The organism is Corallococcus exercitus (assembly GCF_042231735.1).
GTDB lineage: Bacteria > Myxococcota > Myxococcia > Myxococcales > Myxococcaceae > Corallococcus > Corallococcus exercitus_B.
Window position 1 is genome coordinate 5920418 of sequence record NZ_CP102577.1, and the last position, 20137, is coordinate 5940554.

Below are 20137 nucleotides of genomic sequence, written 5' to 3' on the forward strand. Positions count from 1 at the left end.
TTTCTGGGGGCCCGCGCTTCGGGTAGAGCCCGGCCCATGGCCTCCGCTCCCCATCCCTTCCGTGTCCTCGCCCTGACGCTGCTCGTCGCCACGGCCTGTGGTTCGCGGAGCTGTTCGCGGGCGCCCGGGCCGCTCGTGTACGTGAGCAACGAAGGCTCCGACGACCTCTCCGTCATCGACGCTTCCACGAACCGCGTCATCGCCACCATCCCCGTGGGCAAGCGGCCCCGGGGCCTGCGCCTGTCCGCGGACGGCCAGCGGCTCTACGTGGCGGTGAGCGGCTCCATGCGCGCGCCGCCCGGCGTGGACGAGGACACCCTGCCCCCGCCGGACCGCACGGCGGACGGCATCGCGCTGGTGGACACGAAGACGCGCCAGGTGCTGCGCGTGCTGGAGAGCGGGGACGACCCGGAGTCCTTCGACGTGTCCCCGGACGGCCAGCGCCTCTACGTCTCCAACGAGGACGCCGCGCGCGCGTCCGTGGTGGACGTGGCCACCGGCAAGGTGACGCACGCGGTGCCCGTGGGCGGCGAGCCCGAGGGCGTCACGCTGCGCCCGGACGGCCGCTTCGCCTGGGTCACCAGCGAGGAGGACCACCACGTCTACGTCATCGACACCGGCACGCAGGCGGTGGTGGCGCGCATCCCCGTGGGCGGCCGTCCGCGCGCGGTGGCCTTCACGCCGGATGGCGCGTGGGCCTTCGTCACCGCGGAGCAGGGCCGCACCGTCACCCGCGTGGACGCGAACACGCACCAGGCCCGGGGCACGCTGGCCTTCCCGGAGGCGGGCGCGAAGCCCATGGGCGCGGTGGTGTCCCCGGACGGCCGCACGCTGTACGTCACCACCGGGCGCGGCAAGGCGCTGGCCGTCATCGACGTGGCGGCCTGGAAGGTGCTGCGCACCGTGGAGGGCGTGGGCGAGCGCCCCTGGGGCGTGGGCGTCACGCCGGATGGCAAGCGGCTCTTCACCGCCAACGGCCCCTCCAACGACGTCTCCGTCATCGACCCCGCGACGGGCCAGGTGCTCACGCGCATCCCCGTGGGCACGCTGCCCTGGGGCATCGCGGTCTCCCACTGAGAGTGGAGCCTTGAGACCAGGGTCCCATGCCTCCGTTCAGGGGTGGACACCGTGTCGCCCCTCCATCGCATGTCCGACGGCTCACGGCACACGTGGCGCGACAAACCTCCAGGGTTGCCTAGGGTGGCGCGCCTATGTCGTACCCAAGCCGCCTGTCGTCGTGCGTCCTCGCCGGTCTGTTCCTCCTGACACCGGGTTGCAAGAAGGAGGGCGGCGCGCACCCGTCCTCCGCGCAGGGCGCCAGCAGCCTCCCTGTGGGGGCGACGAAGCCGGACGCGTCGAAGCTGCCGGAGGACGACGGACAGTGGCTCACGGCGTCCAAGGACGCGGCCAACACGCGCTACAGCCGGCTCAAGGACATCCACGCGGGCAACGTGAAGCACCTGAAGCTCGCGTGGTCGTGGTCCACGGGGCTGGTGCGCGGGCATGAGGCGGCGCCGCTGGTGGTGGGCGGCACGATGTACGTCGTCACGCCCTACCCCAACCGGCTGGTGGCGCTGGACCTGACGAAGGAAGGCGCGCCGGTGAAGTGGACGTACGAGCCGGCGCCGTCGCCCTCGGCCCAGGGCGTGGCGTGCTGCGACGTGGTCAACCGGGGCGCGGCGTACGCGGACGGGCGCATCTTCTACAACACGCTGGACGCGCACACGGTCGCGGTGGACGCACAGACGGGCAAGGAGCTCTGGAAGACGAAGCTGGGCGACATCAACAAGGGCGAGACCATGACCATGGCGCCCCTGGTGGTGCGCGACCGGGTCATCGTGGGCAACAGCGGCGGCGAGCTGGGCGTGCGCGGCTGGGCCGCCGGCCTGGACACGAAGACGGGGGCCATCGCGTGGCGCGCGATGAGCACGGGGCCGGACGCGGACGTGCTCATCGGCCCGAACTTCAAGCCGTTCTACGCGTCCGACCAGGGCAAGGACCTGGGCGTGCGCACCTGGCCGCCGGACCAGTGGAAGGTGGGCGGCGGCAACGTGTGGGGCTGGGTGTCGTACGACGCCGCGCTGGACCTGGTGTTCTACGGCACCGGCAACCCCGGCCCGTGGAACCCGGACCAGCGGCCCGGGGACAACAAGTGGACGTGCGGCATCTTCGCGCGCCGTCCCTCCACGGGCGAGGCCGTCTGGTTCTACCAGTGGAGCCCTCACGACCTGTACGACCATGACGGCATCAACGAGTCCATCGTCGCGGACCTCACCGTGAACGGGAAGCCGCGCCAGGTGCTCATCCATCCCGGGCGCACGGGCTACGTCTACGTGCTGGACCGCGCGACGGGACAGGTGCTGTCCGCCACGCCCTTCGGCCACATCACCACCAGCACGGGCGTGGACCTGAAGACGGGGCGCCTTCAGCCGGTGCCGGGCATGGAGACGGGCTTCGACAAGACGGTGCGCGGCATCTGCCCGGCGTCACCGGGCTCCAAGGACTGGTCACCTTCCGCCTTCAACCCGGAGACGGGGCTGCTCTACATCCCCGGCAACAACCTGTGCCAGGACGCGCAGGGCTACGAGGCCAACTACATCGCGGGCACGCCCTACGTCGGCATGAACGTGAAGATGTACGCGGGGCCGGGCGGCAACCGGGGCGAGTTCATCGGCTGGGACGTGGCGGCCGGCAAGAAGGTCTTCGGCATCCCGGAGAAGTTCCCGGTGTGGAGCGGCGTCGTCGTCACCGCGGGCGACGTGGCCTTCTACGGAACGATGGACGGCTGGTTCAAGGCCGTGCACGCGCGCACGGGCCAGGAGCTGTGGAAGTTCAAGGTGGGCAGCGGAATCATTGGCCAGCCCATCACCTTCCGCGGCCCGGACGGCAAGCAGTACGTGTCCGTGCTCTCCGGCGTGGGCGGCTGGGCGGGCGCCATCGTCGCCGGCGGGCTGGACCCGCGCGACGACAACATCGCCCTGGGCTTCGGCGCCGCCATGAAGGACCTGCCACGGCACACCACCCCGGGCGGCATGCTCTACACCTTCGCCCTGCCCTGACAATCCAATGAGCGTCCTCCTGCCATGGACCGTGGGCCTGCTCCTGTTCGCCAGTGGCGCCGGGCCCGCGCCCTCGTCCGAACCCAAGCCCGAGCGCGTGCTGCGCGTGTGCGCGGACCCCAACAACCTGCCCTTCTCCAACGCGCGCGGCGAGGGCTTCGAGAACCGGCTGGCGGAGCTCTTGGGCCGCGAGCTGAAGGCACGCGTGGAGTACACGTGGTGGGCGCAGCGCCGGGGCTTCATCCGCGGCACGCTCAAGGCGAACCTGTGCGACGTGGTGATGGGCGTGCCCACGGAGCTGGAGATGGTGCTGCCCACGCGGCCCTACTACCGCTCCACCTACGTGTTCGTGACGAAGAAGGACGGCGGGCCGAAGGTCCGCTCCTTCGACGACCCCGTCCTGCACCAGGTGAAGGTGGGCGTGCACCTGGTGGGGGATGACTTCTCCAACACCCCGCCCGCGCATGCCCTCACCCGGCGCGGCATCATCCAGAACGTCGTCGGCTACACCCTCTACGGGGACTACGCGGAGGACAGCCCGCCCTCGGCGCTGGTGGAGGCCGTGCGAAAGGGCGACGTGGACGTGGCCGTGGTGTGGGGGCCGCTCGCGGGCTACCAGGCTCGCCGCCCGGGGGTGCCGCTCACCCTGTCGCCCGTGAGCCCCCAGGTGGATCCGCCGGGGCTCGTGTTCGCCTTCGACATCGCCGTGGGCGTGCGCAAGGGCGACAAGGCCCTGCGCGACGAACTGGACGCGGCGCTGACGCGGCGCAAGCGCGAGGTGCGCGCCCTGCTCACGAGCTACGGGGTGCCGTCGCCATGAGCCCGCGAGTCCTCCTGGGGGGCCTGGGAGCCCTCGTCCTCCTCACCGCGTGCGAGCGCGAGCACCGCCGCTTCCAGCAGCTGCCCGCGGCCGCGCGTCCCGCCGCGAGCACGGTGCAGCAGTCGGAGCTCCAGCCGGGGCCCGTCGCGGCGCCCGCGTCCGCGCCCGCGCCGGCCACGCGCGCCGCTTCGGAGGACAACGCCTACGACGTCAGCGAGGGCAAGCGGCTCTACGTCTGGTTCAACTGCGCGGGGTGCCACGCCGCGGGAGGCGGGGGCGGCATGGGGCCTCCGCTGCTCGACGCGAAGTGGCGCTACGGCAGCGAGCCGGAGAACATCTACGCCACCATCGTCGAGGGCCGGCCCAACGGCATGCCGTCCTTCCGGGGGAAGATTCCGGACACGCAGGTGTGGCAGCTGGTCGCGTACGTGCGCTCCATGAGCGGGCTGCTCAAGAAGGACGTGGCGCCCGGCCGGAGCGACACGCTCAACACCCGCCCCTCGGAGTCCAGCAAGGCCCGGGAGACGCCGCGCCCCGAAGAGGTGGAGCAGCCGCGATGAGGCGCCTGCTGCCACTGCTGCTGGCCTGTACCGGGTGCGGTGGGCTGCGCATGCTCGAGGCCCAGGGCCCGCATGTCGCGCGCCTGCGCTCGCTCTGGGACCTGCTGTTCCTCATCTCCGCCGTCGTGCTCGCCGGGGTGCTGCTGGCGCTGCTGGGCGCGATGCTGCGCCGCCGGGGAGGCTCCCGCTCCCAGGTGCCGGAGGTGGAGGCCCACGCCGTGCCGCCGGGCGGTGAGGGGGCCCGGCCGGTGGACCCCGCCCGCGAGCGGCGCCTGGGCCGCGCCGTGGGCACCGCCGCCGTCCTCACGTTGGTGCTGCTCTTCGTCATCACCGTGGCCAACGCGAGCACGGGGGCGGCGCTCGCGCGGCTGCGCAGCCCGGACGCGCTGGAGATTCAGGTGGTGGGGCACCAGTGGTGGTGGGAGTTCCGCGTGCTGGACCCCGACCCCTCGCGCATCCTCGTCACCGCCAACGAGCTGCACGTGCCCGTGGGCCGCCCCGTCATCCTCAAGCTCAACTCGCGCGACGTCATCCACAGCTTCTGGGTGCCGGAGCTCACCAACAAGCGCGACCTCATCCCCGGCCAGCAGAACACGCTGGAGCTCCAGGCGGACCGGCCCGGCGTCTTCAAGGGCCAGTGCTACGAGTTCTGCGGCCTGCAGCACGCGAAGATGGGCTTTGTCGTGGTGGCGGAAGCCCCGGAGCAGTTCGAGGCCTGGCGCGAGCAGCAGCTGAAGCCCGCGCTCCCGCCCACGGACCCCGTCGCGCAGCGCGGCCAGCAGGTGTTCCTCCAGGGCCCGTGCGCGCTGTGCCACGCCATCAGCGGCACCGACGCCGCCGCCAGCACGGGGCCCAACCTCACCCACGTCGCCAGCCGCTCCACGCTGGCCGCCGGCACGCTGCCCTTCGACCGGGGCCACCTGGCCGGATGGATCCTCAACTCCCAGAGCCTCAAGCCCGGCAACAACATGCCCGCCCTCACCCTGCCGCCGGACGACCTCCAGGCGCTGCTCGTCTACCTGGAGTCGCTGAAGTGAGCACCGCCCTCCCCACTCCGCCGGAGCCGGCCTCCGTGCGCGACGACGAGGCCTGGGAGCGCCTCTACCTGGAGCGCACCTGGGGCCCGAAGAAGGGCCTCCTGGGCTGGTTGAGCGAGGTGCACCACACCGCCATCGGCAAGCGCTACATCATCACCGCGTTCGTCTTCTTCCTGCTGGGTGGGGTGGAGGCGCTGCTGATGCGCTGGCAGCTGTCCGGGCCGGAGAAGCAGCTGATGGGGCCGGACCTGTACAACCAGGTCTTCACGATGCACGGCAGCACCATGATGTTCCTCTTCGCCGTGCCGATGATGGAGGGCGTGGGGCTGTACCTGGTGCCGCTGATGATTGGCACGCGCAACGCGGCGTTCCCGCGCCTCAACGCCTTCGGGTACTGGACGTACCTCATCGGCGGCGTGCTCCTCTACGGAGGCTTCCTGCTCAACGTGGGGCCGGACGCCGGGTGGTTCAGCTACGTGCCGCTGGCGGGGCCGCAGTACTCGCCGGGCAAGCGCGTGGACATCTGGGCGCAGATGATCACCTTCACGGAGCTGGCGGGCCTGGCGGGCGCGGTGAACCTCATCGTCACGGTGTTCAAGCACCGCGCGCCGGGCATGTCGCTCAACCGCATGCCGCTGTTCGTGTGGGCCATGCTGGTGAAGTCGTTCATGGTCGTCTTCGCCATGCCCGCGGTGATGGTGGCCAGCACGTGCCTGGCCATGGACCGGCTCATCGGCACGCACTTCTTCAACCCGGCCGAGGGCGGCGACGCGCTCCTCTGGCAGCACCTGTTCTGGTTCTTCGGGCACCCGGAGGTCTACATCATCTTCATCCCCGCGCTGGGGATGCTGTCGTCCATCCTGGCCGTCTTCACGCGCCGCCAGGTGTTCGGCTACCTGCCGGTGGTGCTGTCCATGGTGTCCATCGGGTTCATCGGCTTCGGGCTGTGGGTGCATCACATGTTCGCCACGGGCCTGCCGCAGCTGGGGCAGAGCTTCTTCACCGCCGCCAGCCTCATGGTGGCGCTGCCCAGCGGCGTGCAGATCTTCTGCTGGCTGGCCACGCTGTGGGGCGGACGGCTGTGGATGCGGCTGCCCCTGTACTGGGTGCTGGCCTTCTTCGCCGTGTTCGTCACCGGCGGCCTGACGGGCGTGATGCTGGGCACGTACTCGGTGGATCAGCAGGTGCACGACACCCACTTCGTCGTGGCGCACTTCCACTACGTGCTGATTGGCGGCGCGGTGTTCCCGCTCTTCGGCGGGCTCTACTACTGGTTCCCCAAAATCACCGGGCGGATGCTGGGCGAGCGGCTGGGGAAGTGGAACTTCTGGACCTTCTTCCTCGGCTTCAACCTGACGTTCTTCCCGCTGCACCACCTGGGGATGATGGGGATGCCGCGCCGCGTGTACACGTACGGCGTGGACCGGGGCTGGGAGACGCTCAACCTGGTGGCCACGGCGGGCGCGGTCATCATGGCGGTGAGCATCACGCTCCTGCTGGTGAACATCTTCTGGAGCCTGAAGCGGGGTGAGGTGGCCGGGGACGACCCGTGGGGCGCGGACACGCTGGAGTGGAGCACGACGTCGCCGCCGCCCTCGTACAACTTCCTGCACCTGCCCACGGTGCGCGGGCGCTACGCGCGGTGGACGGCGGCGGAGGACCAGCCCGTCGTCACCGGCGTGCGCAGCGACCGCAAGGAGGTGCTCATCACCCGGCTGCTGGACGCGGCGCCGGACCACCGCGCGGAACTGCCCGGCCCCACGCTGTGGCCCCTGTGGGTGGCGCTGGCCACGGGGGTGATGTTCGTCATGGTCATCTTCACGCCCTGGGGCGTCGTCGTGGGCGGCGTGCTGCTGTTCATCACGCTGACGGGCTGGTTCTGGCCCCGGCCGCCCTACAAGGAAGAGCTGGCCCCGGAGCAGCCGTCATGAGCCCGCCGCGCCGCACGCTGGACGTGTCGCACCTGCCCACCTTCGCCTTTGGCCACCGAGATCCGCTGTGGTGGGGCGTCACCGGGTTGATGGCCATCGAGTCCACGGCCTTCGTGTTGATGTTCGCCAGCTACTTCTACATCCGGGGCAACCAAGCCCACTTCCCGCCCACCGCGCTGCCCTTCTACGTGAAGGTGCTGGCCGCGGTGATTACCGGCGTGATGCTGCTGAGCGCGGTGCCCATCCACTACGCCAACCGCGCGGCGCTGAAGGGCAGGCTGCGCGGGATGCGCTGGGGGCTGGCGCTGGGAAGCCTGCTGGGCTTCGTCGTGGTGGCGCTGCGCATCGTGGAGTTCCTGTGGATCGGCTTCCGCTGGGACACGCACGCGTACGGGTCCATCTTCTGGTTCATCGTGGGCATGCACACCGTGCACACCATCTCCGGTTCGCTGGAGGACCTGTTGCTGCTGGGGGTGCTGCTCAAGGGGCCGGTGGAGGAGAAGCACCTGGTGGACGTGCACACCAACGGCCGCTACTGGTTCTTCGTCGTCGCCAGCTGGGTGCCCATCTACGTGATTCTCTACCTGGACCCCGCGGTCCTCGCGAGCTGAAGGGGAGGCGTCATGTCACACGCGACTCCGGACGACGGCGTGGGCACGCGGCGCAACGTGGCCCTCTGGGCGGGCGTGCTGCTGCCGCCGTTCGCGTGGCTGCTGGCGCTCCAGGTCAACTACAGCCTGGTGACGTCCAATTGTCAGAAGGCCCGGCCCGCGCTCCTGCACGGCGTGCTCGTGGGCGCGGTGGTGCTGCTGGGGCTGGGGGCGCTGCTGGCATGGCGTTCGTGGCGGGCGCTGCGGGGAAAGCCGGGCACGCTGGAGGACAGCGGCGTGGGCCGAGCCCGCTTCATGGCCGTGTTCGGGCTGCTGGCGAGCGGGCTGTTCGCCCTGCTGCTCGTGGCCACCGCGCTTCCCACCTTCCTGCTGAGGCCCTGTGACTGAGCGCATGCGACGGCTCCCCTGGTTTCTCCTGGGCGTTCCTTCCGTGGCGTGGGCCCATGGGGGCGAGACGCACCACCTGAACGCGCACGACGTGCTGCGCTGGTGGACGTGGGATCCGCTGGTGCTGGGGATGCTCGCCGTCTCCGGCGTGCTGTACGCGCGGGGCCTGCGGGCGCTGTGGCGGCACGCGGCGCCGGGCAAGGGCGTGCGCGGGTGGGAAGCGGGCATGTTCGCGCTGGGGTGGGTGACGCTGGGGGTGGCGCTGCTGTCGCCGCTGGACCGGCTGAGCGACATCCTGTTCTCCGCGCACATGACGCAGCATGAGCTGCTGATGCTGGTGGCGGCGCCGTTGCTGGTGCTGGGCCGGCCGCACCTGACGGCGCTGTGGGCGCTGCCAGAGGCGCGGCGCGCTCCGGTGGCCCGGGCGTTCCAGGGGCCGAGGGCGCGCGCGGTCTGGCGCGGGGTGACGGGGCCGTTCGTGGTGCTGGTGCTGCATGCGGTGGCGCGCTGGGTGTGGCACGTGCCGGCGCTGTTCGAGGCGGCGCTGGAGAACGACGCGGTGCACGCGGTGCAGCACCTGTGCTTCTTCGGCACGGCGGCGCTGTTCTGGTGGGCGCTCTTGCGCGGGCGCTACGGGCGGGCGGGATACGGCGTGGGGGTGCTGTTCGTGTTCGCCACGGCGGCGCACACCAGCATCCTGGGAGCGCTGCTCACCTTCGCGCGGTCGGTCTGGTATCCGCTGTACGCGCGCCGGGCGGTGGAGTGGGGGCTGGGCGCGCTGGAGGACCAGCAGCTCGCGGGGCTCATCATGTGGGTGCCTTCGGGGGCGCTCTTCCTGGCGATGGGGCTGGCGTTGTTCGCGGCGTGGCTGGGGGAGTCGGAGCGGCGCGCGGACATCGCCACGGGCGAGTCCCCGGCGCCGGGGGAGACGGGGCCGTGAGGGTTGCGTGGGTGGTGCTGGTGGTGCTCGCCGCGGGGTGCAAGCAGGCGGCGGAGCAGGACGCGAAGCAGACGGCGGTGACCCTCACGGGCGGCGACGTGGAGCGCGGCAAGGCGGCGTTGCAGCACTACGGCTGCGGTGGCTGTCACGTGATTCCGGGCGTGCCGGGGGCGACGGGACAGGTGGGCCCGTCGCTGGAGGGCATCGCGCTGCGCACGTATCTGGCGGGCCGGCTGCCCAATGCGCCGGAGAACATGGTGCGGTGGGTGCAACATCCACAGGCCGTGGAGCCGGGCAACGCGATGCCCGAGCTGGGCGTCAAGGATGGGGACGCGCGCGACATCGCGGCGTATCTGTACACGTTGCGGTGAAGGCGACGCTGGCGTTCAGCGTGCTCGCCCGAAGGCCGGACATCCAGTAGAGCGGAGCGCGATGCCTGGACCGCGCGCCCCTTCCCGTCTGTCGCTCCCCCGCCGTCTTGGACTGGTGCTGCTGCTGCCCGGAGTGGCCACCGCGCAGGCAGTGGGGAGCGAGCCGCCCGAGAAGGCGGAGGCAGCAACCGTCGCGGCGCCTCCACATGACGTCCCGCCTGTCGCGACGCCCGTGGCGCAGGAGCCTTCCACGGACGCCCGGGCAGCCACGGCACCGCCGGACTCCGAGCCAGCACGTGACGCCGCTTCCGCCACGGCGTCGCCGGACTCCGAGCCATCACGCGACGCCGCTTCCGCCACGGCACCGCTGGAGCCCGACGCGCCTCCCGATGCCGGGACACGGACCGTCGTCACCGCGACGCGCCTGCCGCGTCCGCTCCGGGACGTGCCCGCCACCACGGTGGTGATTCCGCGCGCGGAGATCGAGCGCAGCCCCACGCTCACGCAGGACGCGCTCATCCGCACGCTGCCCTCCGCCGCCACGTTCCGCCGCACGCCGTCCCTGGTCGCGGACCCCACCGCGCAGGGGCTCAACCTTCGCGGGCTCGCGCCTTCTGGCGTGGCTCGCGGGCTCGTGCTCCTGGATGGACTTCCCTTCAACGACCCCTACGGCGGCTGGGTGTTCTGGCGCGCCCTGCCCCGCCTGGGCCTGGACCGCATCGAGGTCGTCCCCACCGGCGGCTCCGCGCTCTATGGCAGCGCGGCGCTGGGCGGCGTCGTGCAGCTGTTCTCCCGGCCCATCACCGGCCCGGTGCTCGACGCCGACGTGTCCGTGGGCAACCTGGGCACCGGCTTCGTCGCCGCTCGCGCCGCGGACCGCTGGGGCCGCGTGGGCGCTTCGCTGGAGGTCGAGGGCCTCACCAGCAACGGCTACCGTATCGTCCCCGAGAACCAGCGCGGCGACGTCGACAGCGACACGCCTTCCAAGCACGTCAGCGCCCAAGCGCGCGTCGAAGCGGACGCCACCGACCACCTCTCCCTCTCCGCCCGCGCGGGCGTGTTCCGCGAGACGCAGAACGGCGGCACCCGGTACACCGTCGCCAGCGTGGACCTCGCCTGGTTCGCCGCGAGCGCCCGCCTCCGCACGGACGCCGCCGGCGCCTTCGAGCTGGGCCTCTTCGGCCGCACCCAGCACTTCGCCCAGGACCGCGCCCGCATCACCCCGGACCGGAACTTCGAGGTCCGCTCCGCCCTCCAGGACGTGCCCGCGAATGATCAGGGCGGCTCGCTCGTCTGGACCGGCCCGGACCTGACGCTGGGCGGAACCCACGTGCTCGCCGCGGGCGTGGACGTGCGCCGCTCCTCGGGCAGGGCCGACGAGCTGCTCTTCCCCGCCGCCTACACCCCCACGACGCTCTACGCGCGCACCACGCGGGGCACGCAGCTGTCCGGCGGCGTCTTCGTGCAGGACCTCTACACCGTGTCCCCCGCGCTGGAGTTCGCCGGCACGCTGCGCTGGGACACGTGGCGCAACTTCGACGGCCACCAGCTGGAGAGCTTCGCGAACGGCGCCACCACGCCCACCGACTTCGAGCCCCGCACCGCCCGCCAGCTCAGCCCGCGCCTCGCCGCGCGCGTGCGCCCCCTGGACTGGCTCACCCTGCGCGCCTCCGCCTACCGCGCCTTCCGCGCCCCCACGCTCAACGAGCTCTACCGCCCCTTCCAGGTGGGCACCGTCCTCACCGCCGCGAACCCGGACCTGGGCGCCGAGCGCCTCTGGGGCACCGAGGCGGGCGTGGAGGCCACCGGCCCCCGAGGGCTCACCGGCCGCATCACCGGCTTCTGGAACGTGCTCGACGCGCCCATCACCAACGTCACCCTCGCCACGCCCCTGCCGGACGGCACCACCCGCCAGCGCCAGAACCTGGGCCGCGCCCGCGTACGTGGCGTGGAGCTGGGCGCGGACTGGCGCCTGTCCCGCCAGTGGACCGCGCTCGCCGCCTATACCTTCGTGGACCCCGTCGTCACGCGCGCCCCCGGCCAGCCCGGCCTCGTGGGCCGCCAGCTCCCGCAGGACCCCAGGCATCGCGGGTCGCTCGCGGTCACCTTCGACGACCCGTCCATCGTCTCCGTCACCGCGCAGCTGCGCGTCTTCGGCCCCCAGTACGAGGACGACCTCAACACGCGCGGCATGGGCGGCGCGGCGGTGGTGGACCTGTTCGTGAGCCGCCACCTCTTCTGGAAGGTGGACGCGTTCGGCGCGGTGGAGAACCTCTTCGACCGCCAGTACCTCGCGGGCCGCGCGGGCGTGGACACGCTCGGTCCGCCCTTCCAGGCGCGCGTGGGCCTGCGCCTGCGCGACGTGTTCAGCGAATCGAGCGCACGGGCGGCACGGGGCGCACCGGGCCGTTGAACCAGCGGCTCAGCTCCGTCGTGTCCTCCATCCGCTTCGCGGGCGGCAGGCTGGAGAGGAACACCCGGCCGTAGCTCTTGGTCACGATGCGGCGGTCCAGCATCGCCACGATGCCCCGGTCCGCCTGCGTGCGGATGAGCCGCCCGAAGCCCTGCCGCAGCGCCAGCGCCGCCTGCGGCAGCTGGTACTGGTCGAACGGTTCCTCTCCGCGCGCTTGAATCTGGCGGATGCGCGCGGCCACCAGCGGGTCGCCCGGTGAAGCGAACGGGAGCCGGTCGATGATGACCAGGCTCAGCGCGTCCCCGGGCACGTCCACGCCCTCCCAGAAGCTGTGCGCGGCGAAGAGCACGCTGGGCGTCTGGCGGAAGGCGTCCAGCAGCTGCTGCTTGGGCCGCTCGCCCTGGAGCAGCGCCTGATAGGGCAGCCGCGTCGCCGTCAGCTCGTACGCGCGCACCATGTTGCGCAGGGACGTGAAGAGCACGAACGCGCGCCCGCCCGTCACCTCGCACAGCTGGATGATTTCCTCCGCCGCCGCCTCGATGAAGCCCGGGGCGCTGGGGTCCGGCAGGTGCGTGGGCAGGTACAGCGCGGACTGGCGCGGGAAGTCGAACGGGCTGGGCACCGCCAGCGTGCGCACGCGCGTCACGGGCTGACCCTCGTCGTCGTACATGCCCATGCGCCTGGCGAAGAAGTCGAAGCGGCTGTCCGCCGCGAGCGTCGCGGAGGTGAAGACGACCGTGTCCAGCGCGCCGTAGAGCCGGTCGCGCAGCTCCTTCGCCACGTCGATGGGGTTCGCGCGCAGGAACAGCCCCTTGCCTCGCGCCTCCGCCCAGTACACGTGGTCCGCGGACTCGGACTTCTCCAGGAACGTGAGCTGCTCCGCCATCTCCTCCGAGCGGCGGTGGATGGCGGCCAGCTCCGGCTCGCGCTCGCTGCCCGCGAAGGACGCGAGCGCCGCCAGCCCCTCGCGCACCTGCTCCAGCGCGCCGGACAGCTTGCCCATCGTCTCCGGGCGCAGGGCCACGGTGGACTCCTGGCTGGACAGCCCCAGCGCGCGCGGCGCCTGGAGGAACAGCGCGTCCGCGTGCGAGCGCACCCGCTGGGCCAGCGCGGAGAGCGTCGCGTGCCGCTCGTCCTTCGCCGGCAGGGCCGCCACCGCGTCGCGCGACAGCTCCTCCAGCCGGTAGTTGGACACGCTGCACCCGAAGTGGCTGCTGGCCGCGTCCTCCAGCGCGTGCGCCTCGTCGAAGATGACGGCGTCGTAGAAGGGCAGCACGCCTTCCGTGCGCTTGCCGGAGCTGCGCAGCGCCAGGTCCGCGAAGAACAGGTGGTGGTTCACCACCAGCAGGTCCGCGACCTCCGCGCGCTTGCGCATCCGCGTGACGAAGCACGTCTCATACAGCGAGCAGCGCGAGCCCAGGCACGTCTCCGACGTGGTGGACAGCCGCGACCACGCGGCGAAGGACTCCGGCAGGTCCAGCTCCGCCCGGTCCCCCGTCTCCGTCTGCGTCACCCACTTCTTGAGCAGCGGCCACTGCTTCGCCTCTTCCTTCGAGACGAACTGCGGGTCCTTCTCGAAGGACTCGTAGCGGTGCAGGCACAGGTAGTTGCCGCGCCCCTTGAGGTACGCCGCCTCGAAGCGCAGCCCCAGCTTCTCGCTGAGCAGCGGCAGGTCCTTGAAGAACACCTGGTCCTGCAGCGTCTTCGTGGCCGTGGACACCACCACCTTGCGCCCCGACAGGAGCGCGGGCACCAGGTAGGCCAGCGTCTTGCCCGTGCCCGTGCCGGCCTCCGCCAGGAGGTAGCTGCCCTCGGAGAAGGCCCGCTCCACGGCGCGCGCCATCTGGAGCTGCTCCGGGCGGTGCTCGTACGCGGGCAGCGCCTCTTCCAGCGCGCCACCAGGACCCAGCAGGCTGTCGACGGAAGGGGGACGGGGCGCGGGCGCGGACATGCGGCGGTCTTCGGGGGGCAGGAGGACGGAAAGGCGGCCCCGCAGGATAACAGCGCCCGGCGCCCTCCGCGCGTTCCGTCACACGGCCCCCAGGCCCTGTCCCCCGCCCGCCCGGGAAGCGGCCCGGCCAGCGCCCCTTCGGGCCTTTCCGCCTAGAAGGCCCCGCGCAGCAGCTGGAAGAGCACCAGCACCAGCACCAGGGCCACCACCATCACCGCCCCCATCACCGTGTTCTTCACCTTGCGAGCCAGCGCCGGAGACGGTCCGTCGGAGGCGAGCGGCACCGCGGACGTCACCCGGCGCACCACCTCGTCCCGCCCGCGCAGCGCCTGGGGGTCGTTCGGCGCCCGGGCCAGCCGCAGGCGGTACAGCCGGCCCACCATGGCCAGCTCCCCCCGCCCCATCGCCTGGGACAGCAGCCGGTCATGCGCGTCCCAGTCGTGCCACGTGCCCATCAGCGCGCGCCACTCCGTGGACAGGAACCCGGAGGGCTGGTGCTCGTCCGGGATGAAGTTCGCGTAGACCAGCCCGCACTGCGCGCAGGCCCCGGCGTCGTCGCGCATGGGCGCCACGCACTTGGGGCAGTGGCCCGGCGGCGACTGGAAGGGGTCCCCGTCGAAGTCAGGCGGGGCGAGGGAGGCCGCCTCGGAGCGAATCACCCGCAGCGCGGTGACGCTGGCCCGGGCGGGCGCGGGCGGCACGAACACCTCCGGCGCGGGCATCGCCACGGCGGCGTTGTCCCCTCCGCGAGCTCCCGGCGCGTCCTCCCGCTCCCGGGAGGCCTCCTGCAAGGCCACCGGAACCACCGGCGCCGCGGCCACCACGGGCGCCGCGGCCACCACGGGCGACACGGAGGGGGACGGCCCCGCGAGCGTCTTCGCGCCACACACCCGGCACGTCACGGCCAGCTGGCCGTCCTCGATGCGGAAGGACTCCACCTGGACCAGCCGCTCGCAGCCTTCGCACTGGTACTTCATGACCACACCTCTCGCAGCGGAATGGGCATCGCGCACCCTACCAGCGCCAGCAGGCACAGCGCGCAGATGACCTTGCGCGAGGGGCTGAGGGGCTCCTCCGGCCGCACCACCTCCGGGTGGCCGAAGCCCACGACCTTGCTCGCCACCACCAGCCACAGGCCCCACGACGCGGTGACGAACACGGTGAGGAAGAGCAGCACCAGCGCCACGCCCTGCCCCACCAGGCGGGCCCTGGCCCCGAACACCGCGAACGTCAGGTGTCCGCCGTCCAGCTGTCCCACGGGCAGCAGGTTGAGCAGCGTCACCAGCAGGCCGAACCACGCGGCGATGACCACCGGGTGCACCACCACGTCCCTGCCCTCCGGGATGGGGCCCAGCGCCAGCCACGTCAGCGCCTTCATGATGAGGTTGTCGCCGAACAGCGTCTGGTGGCTCGTGTAGATGGGGGTGGCCGCGGGCGGCGCCTGCGTCAGCTTCTCCATCACCCAATGCAGCAGGTCCTGTCCCAGCACCCACAGCGACGACTCACCGGGGAACGTGGACGGCACCGGCGGCGAGTCCACCACCGTGGAGTGCAGGAGCCCCCAGTAGAGCAGCGGCAGCGCCACCACCAGGCCCGCCAGCGGCCCCGCGGCGCCAATGTCCACCAGGGCGTTGCGCGTGGGGATGCGCCCGCGCAGCCGGATGACCGCGCCCAGCGTGCCCAGGCTCCCCGGCACCGGCAGCGGGATGAAGTACGGCAGCGACGTGTCCACCCGGTGCCAGCGCGCCAGCACGTAGTGCCCCATCTCGTGCGAGCCCAGGATGGCCAGCAGCGACACGCTGAAGAACAGCGCCTGCGTCCGGTCCTCCTCGAGCAGCCCGCCCCCGCTGAACGGGAACGAGCGCCCGAAGAGCAGCAGGTACGCGAGGAACGTCGTCCCCAGCGTCACCGCGAACAGCAGCAGGTGCAGCCAGACGCGGGTCGGGGCGGGACGCGGAAGGGAAACCGGGTGCATACGCGAAGATGCCTCACGTCCGCCAGAGGGGCGACCGGTCCTGGGAGGCCCGGCGGATGAAGTGTCAAACACAACTCGGATTACCCCGGCCCGGGTCCTTGACTTGAAAAAGCCTTCTGCTACGAACCGCGCCGCTTGAGGTTTCACCGAACGGCGGAGCGCCCGTCCGGGTCGTCCCGCCACCATCCAAGCCACCGCCAGTTGGGGAGATAACCATGAAGAAGTTCATCCTGTCCGCCGTCGCCGCCGCCTCGCTCGTTGGCTGCACCAGCGTCGAGTCCGCCGTCGTCTCCGGCTCCGAGATCGCCGCCAACGGTGAGGCCGTTGCCGTCATCCAGGGCAGCTCGCTGGGCCTGACCGCGATCTTCCACATCATCGACATCGTCCAGAGCGACCTGGACACCGTGGTCAACAAGCTCCTCATCAGCGAGGCGAAGGCCATGGGCGCCTCCAAGGTGGACCTGAAGTCGGCGAGCACCACGCCCCGTCACGGCATCTTCGCCCTGTTCGGCACCATCATCGGCATCACCAGCTCCTCCGCGACCGGCGTGGCGGTGAAGTAGTCCACGCTGCCTCCTCACCGAGGCAGTCCGAAGGCCCCCTGGCGACAGCGGGGCCTTTTCCATTTCAAGCCCGTCTCCCGAGCCCGTTTTCGAGCCCGTTTCCGAGCCCCTCATGCGCGCCCTCCTCCTGCTGCCCCTCGTGTGCCTCCTCGCGTGCCGCTCGTCCTCCTCCGGGGGCGCGAACGACGCGGAGCTGATGGCCCAGGTGCGCGAGAAGCTGGCCGCGCGCGACGCGAAGCTCCAGGCCTACCAGCTGGAGGGCACCCAGACGGAAGGGGACACCGCGTCCGCGGGCTTCACCTTCGCGTACCGCGCGCCCCAGAAGATGCGCGGCACCGTGTCCGCCCCCCAGGCGCGGCAGGTGTGGTGGGACGGCAAGCACCTGTACGAGCAGGTGGAGGCGACGAAGCAGTTCACCACCTTCACGTCCCAGGTCTCCTCGGAGAAGCTGTCCGCGTTCCTCACCGAAATCTTCACCCCCTTCGTGCCGGACGGCTTCCGGGCGCCGCTGCTCCTGCGCAGCGCGAAGGCGAAGCGCACCACCGGCCTGCCCCAGGCGAAGGAGGCCGTGGAGCTGTCCATGGGGTTGGAGGGCGAGGCGGGCGGCGGCGTGGAGGTGACGTACGTGCTGCGCTGGCCCACGCTGGACTTCCTGGCCAGGCGGACGCGCGCGCCGGACGGCACCCGGGCGGAGGTGCGGATGGAGGAGGAGCACTGCGACCCGGCCCTGGGCCTGTGCGTGCCGCGCAAGCTCACCCGCTGGCTGGGGGACGCGAAGCAGGGGGAGACGGTGCTGTCGAAGGTGGACCTGAAGGGCTCGCTGCCCAATGACGCCTTCACCCCCGCCACGCCGGACGGATACAGCGTGCAGACCCGGACACTCGTGGACAGTGAAGCGCAGGAGAGTGGACCGAAGCCACCCACGGGCGGTTGACCGGCCCACCTTCCATCGCCACCTTGGGCGGCGGAGGTTTGCCGCACATGGTCGAGAACGTCATCTTCGACGTGGATGGAACGCTGATCGACTCCGTGGACGAGCACGCCGAAGCCTGGCGCCGGTCGTTCATCGAGTTCGGCCGGGACATCCCGTTCGCGCACGTGCGCAGCCAGATTGGCAAGGGCGCGGACCAGCTGCTGCCCGTCTTCTTCAACGACGAGGAGCTGGAGCGCTTCGGCAAGGACCTGGAGGAGTACCGCTCCGCGCTCTTCAAGCGCGAGTTCCTGCCCAAGGTGCGCTGCTTCCCGCGCGTGAAGGAGCTGTTCCAGCAGCTGCGCAAGCGCGGCCGCAAGGTCGCCCTGGCCTCCAGCGCCAAGGACGACGAGCTCAAGCGCTACGTGGAGCTGTGCGGCATCGACGGCCTGTTCGAGGCGAAGACGAACAAGGACGAGGTCGACAAGAGCAAGCCGCACCCGGACATCTTCGAGGCGGCGCTCGCGAAGCTGGGCAAGCCGGACCCCGCCACGGTGGTGGTGGTGGGCGACACGCCCTTCGACGCGCTCGCCGCGGGCAAGCTGCACCTGGCGTCCGTGGGCGTGCTGTGCGGAGGCTTCCGCGCGGACGACCTGCGCACGGCCGGCTGCCGCACGCTGGTGAAGGACCCCGCGGAGCTGCTGCGCCGCCTGGAAGAGGACCCGGAGGCGTGGCCCTGGGACGCGGCGTCGCGGGACACCTCCAAGGACGAGGAGTCGCGCTGAGCCGAAGGCCCGCGTGAAGGCCCCCGAGGCGGCCACGAACCCGTGGCCGCCGGAGGGCGAGGCGTCTCGCGCTGACGTCAGACGGTCACTGAAGGCGCCCCCGGCGGCCACGCACCCGTGGCCACCGGTGGAGCCCTTCGGGCGCTACTTGCGCGAACCGCCGCGCTTCGCGCGAGAACGGGACGCGGTGCTCTTGCGCGCGGCCCCGCGGCGCGTCGTGCTGCTCTTGCGAGCCGTGGAGCGCTTGCCGGCGGTGCCGGTGCGCGAGGTGGCCTTGCGGCCGGTGGTGGCGCGCTTCGCCCGGGCGGGCGCGGCCCGCTTGCGGCTGGAGGTGGCGCTCTTCTTCGCGGTGGCCGCGCGGCGCTTGCCGCCGATACGTCCGGCCTTGCGCGCGTTCTTGCGGGCCGTGGGACGCCGGCGGGCCACCTTCGCCTTGCTGCCGGAGCCGCCCTTCATTCCGCCACCGGTGAGCTTGTTCACCGTGGCCCAGGCGCGGGCCTCCGCGGTCTTCTCGCTGGTGCCCTTGTCCTCGTAGCCCTTCTCGATGTGCTCGGCCATGCGCTTCTGCTTCGCCGAGTACTTGTCCTTGCTTCCTCGTGCCATTCAAAACCCTCCTGGAAACAGTCCCGGCGCGGGTCCGAGGCACGGAGTCCGCGTCGCCTGGAAGGTGGGCACTCCTACCCAGGGAGGGAACCCGTTGGCCCCCTACCCCTGTCCACTCGAGGACCCCTGCCGGGTCCCAGGGATGGGGAATGGACAGTCCCTCCGTCCTTTCCGCCCGGGTCCCGCTGGTGCTGGAGGGCCGCCGTGCGCAGCTTGATGACGCTGCATCGAACGCCGAGGTTTCCTCTGGAACCCGCACTCAACGCACCTCCGCGCCTCCGTCACGAGGACGGAGGGCCCGCGATCCTGGTGGTCAATACGCGCTCGCGCTCGGGGCGTGACGCCTTCGAGAACGCCCGCGCCCTGCTGGCCGAGCACGGCATCCCGCTCATGGCCGCGCACGCGCTGACGCGGCCCAAGCGGATGCGCAAGGTGCTGGAGGAAGCCATCGCCCAGGGCGCCCGCCGCGTCCTCGTGGGAGGAGGCGACGGCACCATCAGCTGCGCGGTGCAGGTGCTGCTGGGCCGCGACGTGACGCTGGGCGTGGTGCCGCTGGGCACCGGCAACGACTTCGCGCGCTCGCTGGGCATCCCGGACACGCTGGAGGCCGCGTGCGACGTCATCGCCAGCGGCTACACGGCGCGCGTGGACGTGGGGCTCATCAACGGGCGGCCCTTCCTCAACGCCGCCAGCCTGGGGCTCACCACCGCCATCGCGAAGCGGCTCACGCAGGAGCTGAAGCAGCGCGCCGGCAAGCTGGCCTACCCCATGGCCGCCGCGGCGGAGATGCGCACGCTGCAGCCCTTCCACGTCCGGCTCCAGGCGGACTCCCAGACGCTGGAGGTGGACGCGCTCCAGCTGGTGGTGGGCAACGGCCGCTACCACGGCGCGGGCAACATGGTGGCGCCGGAAGCCACGCTGGACGACCGCCAGTTCCACGTCTACGCCATCACCGCCCCGTCCGTGGCGGACGGCGGCGAGCGCACGGGGCTGGGCCACCTGCAGGACGTGGCCACGCTGGCGCGCGTGGCGCTGGGCATGCGCAGCGGCGGGCACCTGGAGCACGAATCCGTCGTGCACCTGCACACCTCGCGGCTCGTCGTGGAGACGGACCCGCCCATGGAGGTGAACGCGGACGGGGAGAACGTGGGCATGACGCCCATGCGCTTCGAGGTGGCTCCCGCGGCGCTGCGCGTCTTCGCGCCCGCGCCGCAGTAGGGC

At 71.7% G+C, this 20137-nt stretch carries 19 protein-coding genes; 15 read left to right on the forward strand and 4 right to left on the reverse strand.

Annotated elements, in window-relative coordinates; translation table 11 throughout:
* Positions 1–36: 36 nt before the first annotated feature.
* The 11 genes from NR792_RS23280 (at position 37) to NR792_RS23330 (ending at position 12129) form a co-directional block, all read left to right on the forward strand.
* Positions 37–1077, forward strand: coding sequence for a beta-propeller fold lactonase family protein (locus NR792_RS23280; protein WP_375754871.1), 1041 nt, complete (start codon positions 37–39; stop codon positions 1075–1077).
* Between the two features lie 134 nt (positions 1078–1211).
* The gene (locus NR792_RS23285; protein WP_375754872.1) at positions 1212–3059 is read left to right on the forward strand and encodes a methanol/ethanol family PQQ-dependent dehydrogenase; all 1848 of its coding nucleotides are present in this window, start codon (positions 1212–1214) and stop codon (positions 3057–3059) included.
* Between the two features lie 7 nt (positions 3060–3066).
* Positions 3067–3879, forward strand: a complete 813-nt coding sequence (locus NR792_RS23290; RefSeq protein ID WP_375754873.1) for a substrate-binding domain-containing protein — start codon at positions 3067–3069, stop codon at positions 3877–3879.
* Positions 3876–4439, forward strand: coding sequence for a c-type cytochrome (locus NR792_RS23295; protein WP_375754874.1), 564 nt, complete (start codon positions 3876–3878; stop codon positions 4437–4439). The genes NR792_RS23290 and NR792_RS23295 overlap by 4 nt, the downstream gene beginning before the upstream one ends.
* Positions 4436–5476, forward strand: coding sequence for a cytochrome c oxidase subunit II (gene coxB, locus NR792_RS23300; protein WP_375754875.1), 1041 nt, complete (start codon positions 4436–4438; stop codon positions 5474–5476). The genes NR792_RS23295 and coxB overlap by 4 nt, the downstream gene beginning before the upstream one ends.
* Positions 5473–7407, forward strand: a complete 1935-nt coding sequence (ctaD, locus tag NR792_RS23305; RefSeq protein ID WP_375754876.1) for a cytochrome c oxidase subunit I — start codon at positions 5473–5475, stop codon at positions 7405–7407. Before coxB ends, ctaD begins: the two co-directional genes overlap by 4 nt.
* Complete coding sequence (locus NR792_RS23310; RefSeq protein WP_375754877.1) at positions 7404–8018, forward strand: heme-copper oxidase subunit III; 615 nt, start codon at positions 7404–7406, stop codon at positions 8016–8018. The genes ctaD and NR792_RS23310 overlap by 4 nt, the downstream gene beginning before the upstream one ends.
* A 12-nt stretch (positions 8019–8030) precedes the next feature.
* Positions 8031–8405, forward strand: coding sequence for a hypothetical protein (locus NR792_RS23315; protein WP_375754878.1), 375 nt, complete (start codon positions 8031–8033; stop codon positions 8403–8405).
* A gap of 4 nt (positions 8406–8409) precedes the next feature.
* Positions 8410–9345 (forward strand): cytochrome c oxidase assembly protein, encoded by a 936-nt coding sequence (locus tag NR792_RS23320; protein ID WP_375754879.1) that lies wholly within the window; start codon positions 8410–8412, stop codon positions 9343–9345.
* Positions 9342–9716 (forward strand): c-type cytochrome, encoded by a 375-nt coding sequence (locus NR792_RS23325; protein WP_375754880.1) that lies wholly within the window; start codon positions 9342–9344, stop codon positions 9714–9716. The genes NR792_RS23320 and NR792_RS23325 overlap by 4 nt, the downstream gene beginning before the upstream one ends.
* Before the next feature lie 61 nt (positions 9717–9777).
* On the forward strand, positions 9778–12129 hold the full coding sequence (locus NR792_RS23330) for a TonB-dependent receptor domain-containing protein (RefSeq protein WP_375754881.1): 2352 nt from the start codon (positions 9778–9780) through the stop codon (positions 12127–12129).
* Here the strand turns inward: NR792_RS23330 and NR792_RS23335 are convergent.
* The 3 genes from NR792_RS23335 to NR792_RS23345 all read right to left on the reverse strand — a co-directional run bounded on the left by NR792_RS23335 (position 12083) and on the right by NR792_RS23345 (position 16055).
* Positions 12083–14080: an ATP-dependent DNA helicase gene (locus NR792_RS23335; protein WP_375754882.1), complete on the reverse strand. Its 1998-nt coding sequence runs from the start codon at positions 14078–14080 to the stop codon at positions 12083–12085. The genes NR792_RS23330 and NR792_RS23335 overlap by 47 nt on opposite strands.
* Before the next feature lie 152 nt (positions 14081–14232).
* Positions 14233–15057 (reverse strand): hypothetical protein, encoded by an 825-nt coding sequence (locus NR792_RS23340; protein ID WP_375754883.1) that lies wholly within the window; start codon positions 15055–15057, stop codon positions 14233–14235.
* Positions 15054–16055: a site-2 protease family protein gene (locus NR792_RS23345; protein ID WP_375754884.1), complete on the reverse strand. Its 1002-nt coding sequence runs from the start codon at positions 16053–16055 to the stop codon at positions 15054–15056. Before NR792_RS23345 ends, NR792_RS23340 begins: the two co-directional genes overlap by 4 nt.
* Before the next feature lie 215 nt (positions 16056–16270).
* Between NR792_RS23345 and NR792_RS23350 the strand changes: the two genes are divergently transcribed.
* The 3 genes from NR792_RS23350 (at position 16271) to NR792_RS23360 (ending at position 18313) form a co-directional block, all read left to right on the forward strand.
* On the forward strand, positions 16271–16618 hold the full coding sequence (locus NR792_RS23350; protein WP_375754885.1) for a hypothetical protein: 348 nt from the start codon (positions 16271–16273) through the stop codon (positions 16616–16618).
* A gap of 112 nt (positions 16619–16730) precedes the next feature.
* Entirely contained in the window at positions 16731–17552 is an 822-nt protein-coding gene (locus tag NR792_RS23355) for a hypothetical protein (protein WP_375754886.1), read from the forward strand.
* A gap of 47 nt (positions 17553–17599) precedes the next feature.
* A complete protein-coding gene (locus NR792_RS23360; RefSeq protein ID WP_375754887.1) occupies positions 17600–18313 on the forward strand; it encodes an HAD family hydrolase in 714 nt (237 codons plus the stop codon).
* 144 nt (positions 18314–18457) lie between these two features.
* Here NR792_RS23360 and NR792_RS23365 read toward each other — a convergent pair whose 3' ends face one another.
* Positions 18458–18916, reverse strand: coding sequence for a transcriptional regulator (locus NR792_RS23365; protein ID WP_375754888.1), 459 nt, complete (start codon positions 18914–18916; stop codon positions 18458–18460).
* Between the two features lie 303 nt (positions 18917–19219).
* On the opposite strand from NR792_RS23365, the gene NR792_RS23370 reads away from it, so the two are divergent.
* Positions 19220–20134, forward strand: coding sequence for a lipid kinase (locus NR792_RS23370; protein WP_375761682.1), 915 nt, complete (start codon positions 19220–19222; stop codon positions 20132–20134).
* Positions 20135–20137 lie beyond the last annotated feature (3 nt).

Bases quoted from the DNA above. Each gene is read 5' to 3' on its own strand.
- NR792_RS23280 (WP_375754871.1), top strand. From the start codon at position 37: ATGGCCTCCGCTCCCCATCCCTTCCGTGTCCTCGCCCTGACGCTGCTC.
- NR792_RS23285 (WP_375754872.1), top strand. From the start codon at position 1,212: ATGTCGTACCCAAGCCGCCTGTCGTCGTGCGTCCTCGCCGGTCTGTTC.
- NR792_RS23290 (WP_375754873.1), top strand. From the start codon at position 3,067: ATGAGCGTCCTCCTGCCATGGACCGTGGGCCTGCTCCTGTTCGCCAGT.
- NR792_RS23295 (WP_375754874.1), top strand. From the start codon at position 3,876: ATGAGCCCGCGAGTCCTCCTGGGGGGCCTGGGAGCCCTCGTCCTCCTC.
- coxB (WP_375754875.1), top strand. From the start codon at position 4,436: ATGAGGCGCCTGCTGCCACTGCTGCTGGCCTGTACCGGGTGCGGTGGG.
- NR792_RS23310 (WP_375754877.1), top strand. From the start codon at position 7,404: ATGAGCCCGCCGCGCCGCACGCTGGACGTGTCGCACCTGCCCACCTTC.
- NR792_RS23315 (WP_375754878.1), top strand. From the start codon at position 8,031: ATGTCACACGCGACTCCGGACGACGGCGTGGGCACGCGGCGCAACGTG.
- NR792_RS23320 (WP_375754879.1), top strand. From the start codon at position 8,410: ATGCGACGGCTCCCCTGGTTTCTCCTGGGCGTTCCTTCCGTGGCGTGG.
- NR792_RS23330 (WP_375754881.1), top strand. From the start codon at position 9,778: ATGCCTGGACCGCGCGCCCCTTCCCGTCTGTCGCTCCCCCGCCGTCTT.
- NR792_RS23335 (WP_375754882.1), bottom strand. From the start codon at position 14,080: ATGTCCGCGCCCGCGCCCCGTCCCCCTTCCGTCGACAGCCTGCTGGGT.
- NR792_RS23340 (WP_375754883.1), bottom strand. From the start codon at position 15,057: ATGAAGTACCAGTGCGAAGGCTGCGAGCGGCTGGTCCAGGTGGAGTCC.
- NR792_RS23345 (WP_375754884.1), bottom strand. From the start codon at position 16,055: ATGCACCCGGTTTCCCTTCCGCGTCCCGCCCCGACCCGCGTCTGGCTG.
- NR792_RS23350 (WP_375754885.1), top strand. From the start codon at position 16,271: ATGAAGAAGTTCATCCTGTCCGCCGTCGCCGCCGCCTCGCTCGTTGGC.
- NR792_RS23355 (WP_375754886.1), top strand. From the start codon at position 16,731: ATGCGCGCCCTCCTCCTGCTGCCCCTCGTGTGCCTCCTCGCGTGCCGC.
- NR792_RS23360 (WP_375754887.1), top strand. From the start codon at position 17,600: ATGGTCGAGAACGTCATCTTCGACGTGGATGGAACGCTGATCGACTCC.
- NR792_RS23365 (WP_375754888.1), bottom strand. From the start codon at position 18,916: ATGGCACGAGGAAGCAAGGACAAGTACTCGGCGAAGCAGAAGCGCATG.